Raw genomic sequence first — 13,942 nt, 5'->3', positions numbered from 1 at the left:
TAACGACGTGGTGGGATGCCTTTTGTGCAGCGTATCGATAATGGGACCTACCTCACAGTGACCGACGACGACCTCGTCCAGCTCTACGCCTATCCGGCCGAGCTCGATCGTGTGCGCATCCGCGTCAACTTCGTCTCGAGCATCGACGGGGCCGTGTCCGTCGACGGACGGAGCGGTGGTCTCGGCACCGACGCCGACCACGCCGTCTTCACCACGTTGCGCGACCTCGCCGACGCGGTTCTGGTGGGGGCGTCGACGGTGTCCGCCGAGGACTACGGCGGTGTGAAAGTGAGCGACCGGGCCCGAACGGCGCGACGGGACCGCGGCCAGGCCGAGGTGCCTCCCGTGGTGATCGTGAGCGGGTCGGCGTCCGTCGAACCGGGCTGGTCGGTGATCACCGACACCGAGGTCCCCCCGGTCGTCGTCGTCTCCGCCGCGGCCGACGCCGACCGGGTGCGGGCCCTGCGCGACGCGGGCGCCCGGGTCGAGCAGCTGGACGGCGACGTCACGGGCGACGGTGTGGTCGCCGTGCTCGATCGTCTCGGGCTGCGGCGAGTGTTGTGCGAGGGCGGCCCCGGACTGTTCTCCACTCTGCTCGCGGACGACGTCGTCGACGAGGTGTGTCTCACCACGAGCCCCGTGGTCACCGCCGGGGACGCCGGGCGCATCGCGACGTCCGACTCGGCGACGCCCCGGGCGATGAGGCCCGCCCACGTTCTCCTGGACGACGACGGCACCGTCCTCGTCCGGTGGGTGCGCGACCGCACCCGGTGATCGGGCGGGACTCTGGCACGCTGGTGCGCATGCAGACGCGCCGAGCCGGACGGCTTTCCGTTTCCGTCGGTTCGGTGCTGGTCGCCGCCGTCCTGCTCGGCGCGTGCGGTGCAGGCCCGTCCGCGCGACCGGACGTGGCCGTGGACGGCGGGACCGACGGGGGAACGGCCCCCACGTCGTCAGCCGCGCCGGCGGCACCGCCGGCCCTGGAAGCTCCGGTGACCGATCTGAACTGGAGCGACTGCACCGCCCGCCTGACCGCGACCGTCGGGGTCACGGCTGCGCCGGACACCGTGGTCGAGTGCGCCACCGTCACGACGCCGATCGACACCGAGGTGGCCTCGGACGGCACGTTCGAACTGGCGGTGACACGCGTGCGAACCACCGCCACCCCCGCGGACGCCGTTCCGGTGGTCTACACGTCGGGAACCGATCGACCGTCGTTCGCCGACGTGGCCGCCCTGGCCGCCCAGCCGGACACCGCACTGCTGGCCACACATCCGGTGGTCGGTGTCGACCGCCGGGGAACGGGCAACTCGGCGCCGTTCGACTGCTACTCCGGCGCGACGTCCACCCGGAACGCCCTCGTCGACCTCGGGCAGTACTCCCCCGGCGACGATCCCGTCGAGGCGACCGCGGCGCTGGCCCGTGACGCGACCATCGCCTGTACCGACTTCCTCCAGCCCGACGCGCTGGCGTTCGCGTTGCCGAACACCGCGGACGACCTCGAGGCGCTCCGCCGCGCCTGGGGTGTCACCACACTCTCTCTCGTGGGGTCGGGCAACGGCGCACTCGTCGCCCTCGCCTACGCCTCGGCCTACGGCGACCACGTCGCGCGCCTCGTGCTGGACTCCCCCGCGAACGTCGTCACCGACGCCGTGCCGGCGGCCGAGCAGGTGGTCCGTGCGCGCGAGAGCGCGTTGACCGAGTTCGCGACGCGGTGCGCGGCGCTCGGGTGTTCGTTGGGCGCGGACCCGCGGGCCGCCGTCGTCGACCTGCTCGCGCGGGCCGACGCCGGCGACTTCGCACCGCTGTCCGGCGCCACCGTGCGCGACGCCGTCGTCACGCTGCTCTCCTATCCCCGGACCGCCGACGCGGCCGAGCGTGTCCGCACGGCATCGGACACCCTGGCGGCGGCCCGGTCCGGCGACACGACCGCACTCGCGCGCGAGGTCGATCTGGCGCGGTCCTTCACCGCGACGGACGGCGTGTTCGTCGGCCGCTGCACCGACGGTCAGCAATGGCCGGGTCCGGACCGCGTGCGCGAGTTGTCGTCGGCGTGGTCGTCGCTCTATCCCGCGTTCGGTGCCGTGGCGGCCCGCTCGCTCCTCGTCTGCTCCGCGTGGCCGTCGTCGCCGCCCCCGCCGGTGCCGTCGGCGCCGGGCGTTCCGGTGCTGATCCTCAGCGGCCGGGGCGACGCCGTCTCCGGCACCGAGCAGCTGCCGACCGTCACCGGCGCCCTCGGGTCGGCCGGGACGCGGACCGCCACCGTGACCTGGGACGGCCTCGGCCACCCCGTGCTGGTGGGCTCGGCCTGCGGGCGCGCAGCGGTGACGACGTACCTCTCCGCGGGCGACGTGCCGACGGGCGGGAATGCCTGTCCTGCCTGACGCTCGCGGTACCGTCCCCTCGTGTCTTTCCGTGAATCGCCGGTCTCGTCCGCACTGAGTGCCCTCGAACCGAGGACGGGGCGGACCACTGCGCAGGTCCTCACCTACGCCCTCTGGCCCATCGCGATTCTCACCGCCGTCAACCGGGTGATCGTCAAAGCCGTCAACGGCAACATCACCGACGACTTCCGCCCGGTGTACAACGCCGCACTCGCGTTCCTGAACCGTCGGGAGATCTACACGGCGGACTTCGACTCGGTGGATCCCCACTATCTCTACCCGCCCAGCGGCACCCTGCTGATCGCGCCCATCGCGGTCCTCGACCCGGAGAAGGCCCGCTGGCTGTACATCGGCATCAACGCCGTCGCCGTCGTCGCCGCGCTGTACCTATTGCTTCGCCTCTTCGATCTGTCGGTCACGTCCGTCGCCGCCCCTGCGGTTCTTCTGGCGGCGTTCTCGACGGAGACGGTCACCAATACGTTGGTCTTCACCAACATCAACGGGTTGCTCCTGCTCGGCGAAGTGCTCTTCATGATGTTGCTGCTGCGGAAGCGGCAGTACTGGGCGGGCGCGGCGATCGGACTGACGATCGCGGTGAAACCCACCCTGGCGCCGCTGCTGTTGCTTCCGCTCGTGCGGAAGGAATGGCGAGTCTTCGTCACCGCGATCGGGGTTCCGGTGGTCCTGACTCTGCTGGCCCTCCCGTTGTCGGTGGACCCGTTCGCCTTCGTCTCGCACACCGTGCCCTACCTGCTCGAGACGCGGGACTACTTCAACAGTTCGATCGTGGGCAACGGCCTGTACTACGGACTGCCGACCGGACTCGTCGTCGGTCTGCGGGCCGTGTTCGCGGCCATGGTCGCGGTGTCTCTCTGGCTGCTGTGGAAGTACTACCGCCAGGACGAGCTCTTCTTCGTCGTCACCGCCGGCGGCCTGCTGCTGGTGGCCTCGTTCCTGCTGGCCTCCCTCGGCCAGATGTACTACTCGATGATGCTGTTCCCGCTGCTGATGTCGGTGGTGCTGCGCAACTCGGTGATGCGGAACTGGCCGGCCTGGCTCGCGGCGTACGGGTTCCTCAGCTACGACAGCTGGCTGGTGGGCCGCTTCCCCGAGTTCGGACGCACCCTCGAGTACCTGCGCGTGACGTGGGGGTGGTCGCTGATCATCGTGGTGATCTTCGCCGTGCTCGTGGGCCGCTACCTCACCGCGAAGCGAGAGAGCCGCCTGGACACCGGCATCGATCCCGACTTCCTCACCGCTCGGGCGCCCGTGCGCACCCCCTCACCAGCGACGACGGCGCACGCCGCCGAGACGCATTAGCGTGGTCGCATGACTTCCGCTCGAGACACGAACACCGATCGACCGGCCTACGACCTCACCGACGAGCAGTGGCGGGACAAGCTGACCGCCGCCGAGTACGCCGTGCTCCGCAAGGCCGGAACCGAGCGTCCCTACGTCGGCGAGTACACCGACACCACCACCGAGGGCGTGTACCGCTGCCGCGCGTGCGACGCCGAACTGTTCCGCAGCACCACCAAGTTCGAGTCCCACTGCGGCTGGCCGTCCTTCTACGACCCGGCCGACACCGACGCCGTCATCCTGCGCGAGGACCGCTCGATGGGCATGAAGCGCGTCGAGGTGCTGTGCCGCAACTGCCACAGCCACCTCGGGCACGTCTTCGAGGGTGAGGGCTACCCCACCCCGACCGACCAGCGCTACTGCATCAACTCCATCTCGCTCACCCTGGTGCCGGACGGGAAGTGACACCGCGCACCCACCGGGGCCGCTAGGGTCCCGGGGGTGCGTACCTTCACTTCGGCAGACGACATCACCGGCGCGGTCGGCGAGACCATCGGGACGAGCGACTGGCTCGAGATCACCCAGGAGCGGGTGAACACCTTCGCCGACGCCACGGGCGACCATCAATGGATCCACGTGGACGTCGAGCGGGCCACGAAGGAGAGCCCGTTCGGCGGGCCCATCGCGCACGGCTACCTGACGCTGTCCCTGCTGCCGATGCTGTCCTGGCAGACGTACACCGTCGAGAACTCCCGCATGGGTGTGAACTACGGCAGCAACAAGGTTCGCTACGTTCACCCCGTGCCGGTGGGGTCGCGGATCCGGTTGGTCGCCGTCCTCGGAGCGGCGGACAGTCTGGCCGACGGCGCCGTGCAGATGACGGTGGACTCCACCATCGAGATCGAGGGTGTGGACAAGCCCGCACTCGTCGCGCAGGTGATCTCGCGCGTCTACTTCTGAGGTCGCTCGGCGAACTCGGGCGGCTGGTGGGCGCGCACGGGAGGCAGTGCGCCCGTCCACTTCTCGATCTCGACGAGGACGTGCTGCCCGGTGCAGCCTTGCGCCAGTGAGCTGGTGCCCCGGTCCTCGGTGAGCACGTTCACGTTGCCGTGCACGCACATCGAGCGCGGGTCCACGGGATCGAGGGGGTCGTACCAGGCCCCCGTCGCCAACTGCACCACGCGCGGCCGGAGGCCGTCGTCGACCCGCAGACCCGCCAGGCACGCGCCGCGATCGTTGAACACCCGCACCACATCACCGTCGGCGAGCCCTCGCGCCCGCGCGTCGTCCGAATGCATGCGGACCGGCTCCCGGCCCTGGACCTTCGAGGCCTGGCTGACGGCACCGTGGTCGAGCTGGCTGTGCAGGCGAGTTCTCGGTTGATTGGCGACGAGGTGCAGCGGGAAGCGACCGGCACGCTCGCCGTGCAGCCACTCCTGCGGCTCGTACCACCGGGGATGCCCGGCGCAGTCGTCGTAGCCGAAGCCGTCGATGGTCTCGGAGAAGATCTCCAGCCGGCCGCTCGGCGTCCGGAGTGGCGCACGCGCGGGGTCGTCCCGAAAGTCCGCGAGCAACGTCAGATCGTCCTCGGTGTCCATTCGGAACGCCCCGTCCCGCCAGAACTCGGCGAACGTCGGCGGAGTGACCCGGCCGGCGGCGGAGACGAACGCGCGCCAGGGTTCGTAGAGATGCCGCAGCCAGTCCGCGGCGTTGCGTCCCTCCGTGAACTCCTGCTCGATGCCGAGCTCGCGGGCGAGCAGGGTGAACGTCTCGTAGTCGTCCTTGCTGTCGGCGAACCGGGCCACCGCGGCCGGCATAGCGACCAACCACGGATCGTTGCGCGTGCAGCTCAGATCGTCTCGCTCGAGCGAGGTGGTCGACGGCACGACGAAGTCCGCGTGCTTGGCCATCGGCGTCCAGAACGGATCGTGGACGACCACGGTGTCCGGGCGGCCCAACGCCTCGCGCAGACGACCGAGGTCCTGGTGATGGTGGAAGGGATTGCCGCCTGCCCAGTGGACGAGTCGAATGTCGGGGAACGTTCGACGCTCGCCGTCGTAGTCGTACGGGGCACCCGGATTCAGCAGCATGTCGGACACGGCCGCGACGGGAATCGACGTCGGCACCCGATTGGTTCCCTGCGGCAGCGTCGGCAACGGGTACGGCACCGGCCCGATGCCGGGCTCGTTCATCGAGCCGTAGCCGTGGCCGAAACCGGCTCCCGGAACACCGATTCCGCCGAGCATCGCGGCGAGCGTCATGCCCATCCACGGGGCCTGCTCTCCGTGACGGGTGCGCTGCAGCGAGAACGTCACCGTGATCATCGTGGTGCTGCGGGCCATGCGGCGCGCGAGATCTCGGGTGACGGACGCGGGGATGCCGGTGAGGGCCTCGGCCCACTCCGGTGACTTCGACATCCCGTCGGTCCGTCCGAGCAGGTAGTCCTCGAACCGGTCGTAGCCGACGGTGTACCGCTCCAGGAACCGCGTGTCGTGCCATCCGTTGGTCGCCAGGACGTGGGCCAGCGCCATCATGAGCGCGACGTCCGAGCCGGGCACCGGGGCGAGGCGCTCGGCGGTCCCCTCGAGGTCGTCGGCCAGCGGCGAGATCGACACGATCCGCCCACCGCGCGCTCGTAGGCGATGCAGGGCGTCGCGCGTCGGATGATGGCTCGTTCCACCGTGATTGACGAAGGTGTTCTTGATCGGCACGCCGCCGAACGCCACCAGCAGATCGGTGTGCTCGGCAATCACGTCCCAGGACGTGGAGCGGGAGAACAACTTCCAATGGCTGCCCATCACGTGCGGCATCACCACGTTGGTGGCGCCGAGCGAGTAGTTGCCCACCGAGCGGGTGTAACCGCCGATCGTGTTGAGGAAGCGGTGCACCTGGCTCTGCGCGTGATGGAACCGCCCGGCGCTCCCCCACCCGTAGGACCCGCCGTAGATCGCCTCGTTGCCGTGCCGGTCGATGACCCGACGGAGTTCGCCCGCGAGAAGCGGGACGAACTCGTCCCAGTCCATCTCGACGTAGGAGTCGTTGCCGCGCAACGCCGTCGGGCCCGGTCCGTGCTCGAGCCACCCGCGTCGCACGGCCGGCCGCCGAATACGCGACGGGTGGGTGACCGAGCCGGGGACGTTGCCGATCAGCGGCGACGGATCCCCGTCCTCCGCGGCGGGCCGCACGGCGACGACGTCGGCTCCGTCGGTGTCGACGGAGAAGCGCCCGTAATGGGCCATGTGCGGGACGCACCAATCGTTGCTGTGCGGGACGCACCAATCGTTGCTGTGCGGGACGCACCGAGTGTTGCCGTGAGGAATCGAGCGGGCGGTCACCGCAGGTCGAGTCCGTGTGCGGCCAGCACGTCGAGCAACGCGGTCGGGCGGTCGACGGTGGGAAGCGGGTCCACGAGCCCGAAGGCCGCGCCGACGGCGCGAGCGCCGCCGTCGGCCTCCTCGCTGTCGCCCACCATCAGGGAATGCTCGGCAGGGACGCCGAGATCGCCGAGCGCGGCACGGAAGATGTCGGGGTCCGGTTTGATGGCCCCGACCTCGTAGGACAGAACGAAGGACGTGACGGCGCCGTCGACCCCGAGTCGAGCGAACGCCGGGCGGAGGTCGAAGGCGATGTTGCTGACGATCGCGACGGGAATGCCGCGGTCGGCCAGGCCGCGCAGCACGCGGGCGGTGTCCGGGTAGGGGGTCCACGAGTCCGGGTCGACGACGCGTCCGTACAGCGCTTCGGCGTGCTCGGGCCGATGGACGCCCGACGCCGCCAGCACGGCCAGGTACGCCGCACGATGCATGGCGGGGTCGAGATCCCGACGTTCCCACGCCCGGTGACCTTCGTCGTCCAACGTGACCGTCGCGCCGACGGGTTGGGTGAGCCGGCGCATCAGCTCGGCCTGGTAGTGACCGTCGATCTCCTCGTCGTCGCCGACACGCAAGTCGGCGAACCAGCTCTCGTCCTCCTCCAGCCGGAAGAGAGTTCCCGAGAAGTCGAAGAGAACGGCGTCCGGCGGGCGCGTCACGGCAGGGACTCGACCAGCTGTTCGAGGCTCACCCGCGGTCCGGAGAAGAACGGAATCTCCTCGCGCACATGGCGTCGGGCCTCGGTGGCACGCAGGTCGCGCATGAGGTCGACGATGCGATCGAGCGCCGGCGCCTCGAACGCGAGGATCCACTCGTAGTCGCCGAGCGCGAAGGACGGCACGGTGTTGGCGCGGACGTCCTTGTACCCGCGGGCGGCCTTTCCGTGGTCGGCGAGCATGGTGCGGCGTTCCTCGTCGGGCAGGAGGTACCAGTCGAGGGATCGCACGAACGGGTAGACGCAGATGTAGGCGCCGGGCTCCTCGTTCGCGATGAAAGCCGGGACGTGTGACTTGTTGAACTCGGCCGGACGGTGCAACGCGGCGTTGCTCCAGAAGGCCGTGCTGGCGCGGCCGAGTCGCGTGGCGCGGCGGAACCGGGAGTACGCCGACTGCAGGTCCTCGATCTTCTCCGCGTGCCACCAGATCATGAAATCGGCGTCCGCGCGCAGTCCCGACACGTCGTAGATGCCGCGGACCACGACGTCCGTCTCGGCGAGGTCGTCGAAGAAGGCGCGCGCATCGTCGAGGGCGGCCGCGCGGTCGTCGCCGAGGGCGCCGGGGGTGGCGGTGAACACCGAGTGCATCGAGTACCGCAGGGTCGAGTTGAGCTTGTCGAAGTCCAGACGTGCCATGGCCTCATCGTGCCACCCACGGGTCGCGGCGGAACTGTCAGGAGTGTCACCGACCTGGCCGCCCACTCGACCCCGCCATGAGGTTAGGCTCCCCTTGCCTTGTCCCCGCCTCGTCCCCGATCGTCAGGAGTTCCGTGCGCCCCGTCGCCCTCGTGATCACGGCCGTCGCGGCCGCCGCGCTCGTGCTGTCCGCGTGCTCGACGCCGGACACCGACGCCGGCGCACCCGATGCCACCCGCACCGTCGACCACGCCCGCGGCGCCACCGAGGTGCCCGCCGATCCCGTCCGCGTGATCACCCTCGAGCCCGTCGAGCTCGACACCGCCGTCGCCCTCGGCGTGATCCCCGTCGGTACCTCCGTGCTGAGCGAGGCCACCGGCGTTCCCGCGTACCTCGGTCCCGAGGCGGAGCAGATCCCCACAGTGGGAACGGTGGCCGAACCGCGCCTCGAAGCGATTGCCGCCCTGGAGCCCGACCTGATCCTGGGCACCGACACCCGGCACGGGGACTTCTACGACCAGCTCGCGGCGATCGCGCCGACCGTCTTCATGGCGTCGCAGTCCGACCCGTGGCAGGACAACGTGCGGCTCGTCGGCCGCGCACTCGGCCGCGAGGACCGCGCGGAGGAGGTGCTCGGCGACTACACCGCCCGCTGCGCGGAGGTCGCCGCCGCGCACGACACCGCCGGCCGGACGGCCCAGTTGATCCGCCCGCGCGACGACATTCTCACCCTCTACGGCCCGCTGTCCTTCGCCGGCAGCACGCTCGAATGCGCCGGTTTCACCACACCGCCTCGGGCGGAGTGGGCCGACGAGATCAGCGTCGACCTCTCTCCCGAGCTGGTGTCGCAGGCCGCGGCGGATCTGGTGCTGGTGACCACCGTCGACCCCGGGGCCGACGCTCCGCTGCCGGCGCCGATCGTCGCCAACCCGGCCGTGTTCCCGAATCCTCACCCGGTCGATCAGGCCTCGTGGATCACCGGCGTCGGACCCAAGGGCGGCCAGGCCGTTCTCGACGATCTCGAGCGCATTCTCTCGCGCTGAGCCTGCGGTCAGGCGAGCGCGGCCGCCGTGCGCTCGGCGGCGGCGCTCGCCACCGCGACGCAGGCGGGCACACCGACCCCGTGCAGGTAGGCACCCGCGAGTTCGAGCCGGGGCAGTTCCGCCGCCGCGGCCTCGAGGTCGGCCACGACGTCGAGGTGGCCGGGGCGATACTGCGGCAGCCCGCCGTACCACCGCTGGACGACGGCGGCGGTCGGCGCGGTGTCCACCCCGAGGACGTCCGCGAGATCGCGCCGCGCCGAGTCGATCAGCACGCCGTCCGGCTCGTCCACGATCGCGGCGTCGCCGTAGCGCCCGAAGGACGCTCGCACGAACTCGCCGCCGCGGTCGGCGAGGTGCGGCCACTTCCTACTCGACAGAGTGAACGCCTTGGCCCGCAACGGCTCTCCGTCGTGACGCAGCTCCCCGGTCGCGACGAGCACGCCCGAGTTGTCGGGCAGGTCCACCCCGTCGAAGCGCAGGGCGACGACGGCGGACGACGCGAGTTCGATCGCGCCGAGGCGGTCCGCGAGAGTCGGGAAGGTCGCGAGGGCAGCGGCGGCGGCGGGTGCGGGGAGGGCCACGACGACGGCGTCCACCACGCCCACGCCGTCGACGGTCCATTCCGAACCGGCCCTCGTCACGGATCCCACCCGCGTGACGACGCGCTCCGCGTCGGCCTCGGCGGCCAGGGCCTCGAGGACCGGGCGATAGCCCCCGCGCAGCCCGCCGAAGACCGGGCCCGACGTCGGCGCGGGACGCGCCCGCAGTACCGCGTCGGTCAGGCTCGTGGCCCCCGCGTCGAGCGCCGCGGCGAGACCGGGCAGCGCCGCGCGCACACCGGTGGTGACCGAGAGGCCGGAGTACACCCCGCCGAGGAGCGGATCGACGCTCCGTGCGGTGACCTGCGGACCGAACCGCTCGGAAATCAGATCACCGAGGGAGGCGTCGTGGCCCGGCGTCCACCGGAACGGCGTGGTCGCCTCGGCCTCGATACGCGCCACGGTCGCCGCGTCGACGAGGTGCGCCACCGACTCCGCCGAGGCGGGGATGCCCATGAGCGTCCCGACGGGCAGCGGGTGGAGGGCTCCACCGGAGCGCACCAACGGACGCGCTGTCGCCGACGGACGCACCAGCAGGTCGCTCAGGCCCAGCTCCACCAGCAGGGCCGGCATCTCCGGGCGCCGAGCGACGAACGCCTCCGCACCCACGTCCACCGGCACGTCCCCGATGTCCACGGTGCGCAGCTTCCCGCCGTCCCGGTCGGCGTCGTCGACGAGCAGGATGCGGGCGGACGGCCCGAGGGTCCGTCGCAATCGGTAGGCCGCGACGAGGCCGCTGATCCCCGCGCCGAGAACGGCCACGGCGGTCACAGCGAATGCACCAGCTCCACCACCGACGTCACCACGTCGGGATCGGTGGCGGGGAGCACGCCGTGGCCGAGGTTGAAGATGTGCCCGGTCGCTCCCGCCGCGAGAGCACGGTCGGCCTCACCGACGATGCGCTCGACCTGACGGCGAACGGCATCGGGACCGGCGAACAACACGGCGGGGTCGAGATTGCCCTGCAGACCTTTGCCCGGTCCGACTCGCGTCGCGGCGACGTCGAGCGGAATACGCCAGTCGACTCCGACGACGTCCGCGCCCGCCTCGCCCATCGCCCCGAGGAGTTCGCCGGTACCCACGCCGAAGTGGATGCGAGGGACGCCGGCCGCGGCCACGGCGTCGAACACGCGCGTCGAGTGCGGCAGAACGAACTCGCGGTACTCTGCGAGCGACAGCGCACCGGCCCAGGAGTCGAACAGCTGGACCGCGTCGACACCCGCGTCGAGCTGCGCGGTGAGGAACGTGATCGTGGTGTCGGCCAGGCTGCCCAACAGGGCGTGCCAGGTATCGGGATCGGAGTGCATCAGCGCCTTGGTGCGCTCGTGATTGCGACTCGGACCCCCTTCCACCAGGTAGGAGGCCAGGGTGAACGGTGCCCCGGCGAAGCCGATCAGCGGGACGTCGCCAAGCGCACCGAGCAGCAGACCGATCGCGTCGGCGACGGGCCGAACCTGATCCGGAGCAAGCGCGGGGAGCGCACGGACGTCGGCCACCGACCGCACCGGCTCGGCCACCACGGGGCCGGTGCCCGCCACGATCTCGAGGTCGATACCGGCGGCCTTGAGCGGAACGACGATGTCGGAGAACAGGATCGCGGCGTCGACCCCGTGCCGGCGAACCGGCTGCATCGTGATCTCGCAGACCATCTCGGGGTCGAAGCACGACGCGAGCATCGAGGTGCCCTCGCGCAGCTTCCGATACTCCGGCAACGACCGACCCGCCTGACGCATGAACCACACCGGACGCCGCGACGGCGTGCGGCCCGTCGCCGCCGCGAGGAACGGGGCGTCGGGGAGTGTCCGACGCGCGACGTCGTGACCGGAAGCGGGGGCCGAGGTGGTGTTCATCGGCCTCCATGCTGCCAGAACGCCGCGATCCGGCGCGCCTCCGCTCCTGTGCCCCGTGACCGGGCTAACGTCCGATTTCGTGACCACGCCCGATGCCTCGCAACCCGCGCAGTTCCGCGCCGCCATCGAGGCGATGCACCGTGCCACGGTGCACCCGAGCATCGAGGTGGGACCGATCCGGCCACCCCAGCGGCTCGCGCCGTACAGCTACGCCCTCGGCGCCGAGGTGCGCCACCCGGACTCGGAGGGCGTTCCCGAGCAGACCGAGGGCGACGCCTTCGGCCGATTGATCCTCCTCCACGACCCCGAGGGCGACGAGGCCTGGAACGGCACCATGCGCCTGGTCGCCTACATCCAGGCCGACGTCGACGCCTCGCTCGCCGGTGATCCGCTGCTTCCCGACGTGGCGTGGTCCTGGCTGGTGGACGCGTTCGAGGCGCGGAGCGAGCCCCTCACCGCCCTGGGTGGCACGGTGACGTCCACCAGCTCCGTGCGGTTCGGCGACATCGCCGGCCCCCCGCGCGCGCACCAGCTGGAACTGCGCTCCTCCTGGACCGCGCTGACCGACGAGCTGTCCGTCCATGTCGAGGCGTTCTGCGAGGTCCTCGCGTACGCCGCCGGTCTGCCGCCCGCGGGCATCACCCGCCTCGGTGCGCGCGGGTCGGCCGGCACCGCCGACGCCTAGAGTGACCGAGGTGCCCGACCCGACAGCAGCTGACTCCGACACGCCCGAGCCGACAGCGGCCGACGCGGCCCGGCCCGAGCCGACACCGCTGCTCGCCCCGCGCGACGGGGTGCCGCCGCTGACGGACACGCCCGACGCCGTCCGCGCCGTCGCCGCCGCGCTGGCCGCCGGATCCGGGCCCCTCGCGGTCGACGCCGAGCGCGCCTCCGGATTCCGATACTCCGCTCGGGCCTACCTGATCCAGCTCCGACGCCGCGGCGCCGGCACCGTTCTGCTCGATCCGATTCCCGTGGTCGCGGCCGGGGACGACGGACGCGACGCCCTCGCCGCCCTCGCCGACGCCGTCGGCGACCTCGAGTGGGTCCTGCACTCCGCCGACCAGGACCTGCCCGGCCTCGCCGAGCTGGGTCTGACCCCGGGCTCGCTCTACGACACCGAACTCGCCGGGCGGTTGGCCGGGTTCGAGCGGGTGGGTCTCGCGGCGATGGTCGAGCGGGTACTGGGGCTGTCCCTGCAGAAGGGTCACGGCGCCGCCGACTGGTCCACCCGTCCGCTCCCCGACACCTGGTTGAACTACGCGGCGCTCGACGTCGAAGTCCTGGTGGAGCTGCGCGACGCCATGGCCGAGGAGTTGGCGAACCAGGGAAAGACCGACTGGGCCGCACAGGAATTCGAGCACATTCGCCTGGCCCCACCGCCCGCGCCCAAGCCGGACCGGTGGCGCCGGACGTCGGGCATCCACACGGTGAAGAACGCCCGCACCCTGGCGGCGATCCGCGAATTGTGGACAGCCCGAGACGATCTCGCGCGCAAACGCGACGTCGCTCCCAGCCGGGTCCTGCCCGACTCCGCCATCACCGCTGCAGCGCAACAGAACCCGTCGACCAGCGGAGAACTGCGGTCGCTACCGGTGTTCGGCGGGCCGCGGCAGCGTCGTCAGTCGCACGTGTGGATGTCCGCCCTCGAGCGCGCCCGCGACCTGCCGGACACCGCGCTGCCCCCGGTCGCCCAGCCGGTCACCGGTCCCCCGCCCATCAGCCGCTGGGCCCGGCGCGACCCGGCCGCCGCGGCGCGGCTGACCGCCGTGCGCGAGGCCGTCGCGGCGTTGTCGGAGCGGGTGCACGTGCCCGTCGAGAATCTCTGCGCCCCGGACACCCTGCGACGCCTCTGCTGGGAGTGGCCGGGACCGCCCGCGACGGACGACCTCCCGGCACACGTGGACGCCGTTCTCACCGCCCACGGCGCCCGTCCGTGGCAGCGCGAGGTGGTCGGTCCCGTCGTCACGGAGGCACTGGCCACCGCGGACGCGCCCGAAGTTACCGACGAGTAGCTGACGGTCTACAGTGACGGTGCTCGGACC

At 71.4% G+C, this 13,942-nt stretch carries 13 protein-coding genes; 8 read left to right on the top strand and 5 right to left on the bottom strand.

The features are described 5' to 3' along the window. The first annotated feature begins 15 nt into the window (after positions 1 to 15). Genes A3Q40_RS07615 through A3Q40_RS07595 form a run of 5 tightly spaced genes read left to right on the top strand, consistent with a single transcriptional unit; the run spans position 16 to position 4,643 of the window. Entirely contained in the window at positions 16 to 774 is a 759-nt protein-coding gene (locus A3Q40_RS07615; protein WP_082833818.1) for a pyrimidine reductase family protein, read from the top strand. A gap of 29 nt (positions 775 to 803) precedes the next feature. Beyond that, positions 804 to 2,384, top strand: coding sequence for an alpha/beta hydrolase (locus tag A3Q40_RS07610; protein WP_069973022.1), 1,581 nt, complete (start codon positions 804 to 806; stop codon positions 2,382 to 2,384). Between the two features lie 21 nt (positions 2,385 to 2,405). After that, the gene (locus A3Q40_RS07605) at positions 2,406 to 3,704 is read left to right on the top strand and encodes a glycosyltransferase family 87 protein (RefSeq protein WP_069972918.1); all 1,299 of its coding nucleotides are present in this window, start codon (positions 2,406 to 2,408) and stop codon (positions 3,702 to 3,704) included. 9 nt (positions 3,705 to 3,713) lie between these two features. Continuing rightward, on the top strand, positions 3,714 to 4,148 hold the full coding sequence (msrB, locus tag A3Q40_RS07600; protein WP_068100923.1) for a peptide-methionine (R)-S-oxide reductase MsrB: 435 nt from the start codon (positions 3,714 to 3,716) through the stop codon (positions 4,146 to 4,148). 36 nt (positions 4,149 to 4,184) lie between these two features. Continuing rightward, positions 4,185 to 4,643 carry a MaoC family dehydratase gene (locus A3Q40_RS07595; RefSeq protein WP_068100920.1) on the top strand — a complete coding sequence of 153 codons (459 nt, stop codon included), beginning with the start codon at positions 4,185 to 4,187 and terminating at the stop codon, positions 4,641 to 4,643. Here the strand turns inward: A3Q40_RS07595 and A3Q40_RS07590 are convergent. The 3 genes from A3Q40_RS07590 to hemQ form a co-directional block, all read right to left on the bottom strand. Continuing rightward, on the bottom strand, positions 4,634 to 6,922 hold the full coding sequence (locus tag A3Q40_RS07590; RefSeq protein WP_068100917.1) for a molybdopterin-dependent oxidoreductase: 2,289 nt from the start codon (positions 6,920 to 6,922) through the stop codon (positions 4,634 to 4,636). The genes A3Q40_RS07595 and A3Q40_RS07590 overlap by 10 nt on opposite strands. 92 nt (positions 6,923 to 7,014) lie before the next feature. Then, positions 7,015 to 7,713 (bottom strand): HAD family hydrolase, encoded by a 699-nt coding sequence (locus tag A3Q40_RS07585; RefSeq protein ID WP_068100913.1) that lies wholly within the window; start codon positions 7,711 to 7,713, stop codon positions 7,015 to 7,017. Then, positions 7,710 to 8,405 carry a hydrogen peroxide-dependent heme synthase gene (gene hemQ, locus A3Q40_RS07580; protein ID WP_068100911.1) on the bottom strand — a complete coding sequence of 232 codons (696 nt, stop codon included), beginning with the start codon at positions 8,403 to 8,405 and terminating at the stop codon, positions 7,710 to 7,712. Before hemQ ends, A3Q40_RS07585 begins: the two co-directional genes overlap by 4 nt. Before the next feature lie 119 nt (positions 8,406 to 8,524). Here hemQ and A3Q40_RS07575 point away from each other — a divergent pair, with 119 nt between their 5' ends. Next, the gene (locus tag A3Q40_RS07575; RefSeq protein WP_068105594.1) at positions 8,525 to 9,448 is read left to right on the top strand and encodes an ABC transporter substrate-binding protein; all 924 of its coding nucleotides are present in this window, start codon (positions 8,525 to 8,527) and stop codon (positions 9,446 to 9,448) included. A gap of 8 nt (positions 9,449 to 9,456) precedes the next feature. On the opposite strand, the gene A3Q40_RS07570 is transcribed toward A3Q40_RS07575, so the two are convergent. Both A3Q40_RS07570 and hemE read right to left on the bottom strand, forming a co-directional pair. Beyond that, positions 9,457 to 10,818 carry a protoporphyrinogen oxidase gene (locus A3Q40_RS07570; RefSeq protein ID WP_068100909.1) on the bottom strand — a complete coding sequence of 454 codons (1,362 nt, stop codon included), beginning with the start codon at positions 10,816 to 10,818 and terminating at the stop codon, positions 9,457 to 9,459. Then, on the bottom strand, positions 10,815 to 11,897 hold the full coding sequence (gene hemE, locus A3Q40_RS07565; protein WP_068100907.1) for a uroporphyrinogen decarboxylase: 1,083 nt from the start codon (positions 11,895 to 11,897) through the stop codon (positions 10,815 to 10,817). Before hemE ends, A3Q40_RS07570 begins: the two co-directional genes overlap by 4 nt. Before the next feature lie 133 nt (positions 11,898 to 12,030). Here hemE and A3Q40_RS07560 point away from each other — a divergent pair, with 133 nt between their 5' ends. After that, on the top strand, positions 12,031 to 12,582 hold the full coding sequence (locus A3Q40_RS07560) for a DUF3000 domain-containing protein (protein ID WP_206027527.1): 552 nt from the start codon (positions 12,031 to 12,033) through the stop codon (positions 12,580 to 12,582). After that, the gene (locus A3Q40_RS07555) at positions 12,479 to 13,912 is read left to right on the top strand and encodes an HRDC domain-containing protein (RefSeq protein WP_082833817.1); all 1,434 of its coding nucleotides are present in this window, start codon (positions 12,479 to 12,481) and stop codon (positions 13,910 to 13,912) included. Before A3Q40_RS07560 ends, A3Q40_RS07555 begins: the two co-directional genes overlap by 104 nt. Positions 13,913 to 13,942 lie beyond the last annotated feature (30 nt).

This window comes from Rhodococcus sp. PBTS 1 (assembly GCF_001620025.1).
Lineage (GTDB): Bacteria > Actinomycetota > Actinomycetes > Mycobacteriales > Mycobacteriaceae > Rhodococcoides > Rhodococcoides kroppenstedtii.
The sequence above is the reverse complement of the archived record's forward strand: the minus strand, read 5'-3'. Positions and strand labels throughout refer to the sequence as shown.

Bases quoted from the DNA above. Each gene is read 5' to 3' on its own strand.
- A3Q40_RS07615 (WP_082833818.1), top strand. From the start codon at position 16: ATGCCTTTTGTGCAGCGTATCGATAATGGGACCTACCTCACAGTGACC.
- A3Q40_RS07610 (WP_069973022.1), top strand. From the start codon at position 804: ATGCAGACGCGCCGAGCCGGACGGCTTTCCGTTTCCGTCGGTTCGGTG.
- msrB (WP_068100923.1), top strand. From the start codon at position 3,714: ATGACTTCCGCTCGAGACACGAACACCGATCGACCGGCCTACGACCTC.
- A3Q40_RS07590 (WP_068100917.1), bottom strand. From the start codon at position 6,922: ATGGCCCATTACGGGCGCTTCTCCGTCGACACCGACGGAGCCGACGTC.
- hemQ (WP_068100911.1), bottom strand. From the start codon at position 8,405: ATGGCACGTCTGGACTTCGACAAGCTCAACTCGACCCTGCGGTACTCG.
- hemE (WP_068100907.1), bottom strand. From the start codon at position 11,897: ATGAACACCACCTCGGCCCCCGCTTCCGGTCACGACGTCGCGCGTCGG.
- A3Q40_RS07560 (WP_206027527.1), top strand. From the start codon at position 12,031: ATGCACCGTGCCACGGTGCACCCGAGCATCGAGGTGGGACCGATCCGG.
- A3Q40_RS07555 (WP_082833817.1), top strand. From the start codon at position 12,479: ATGTCGAGGCGTTCTGCGAGGTCCTCGCGTACGCCGCCGGTCTGCCGC.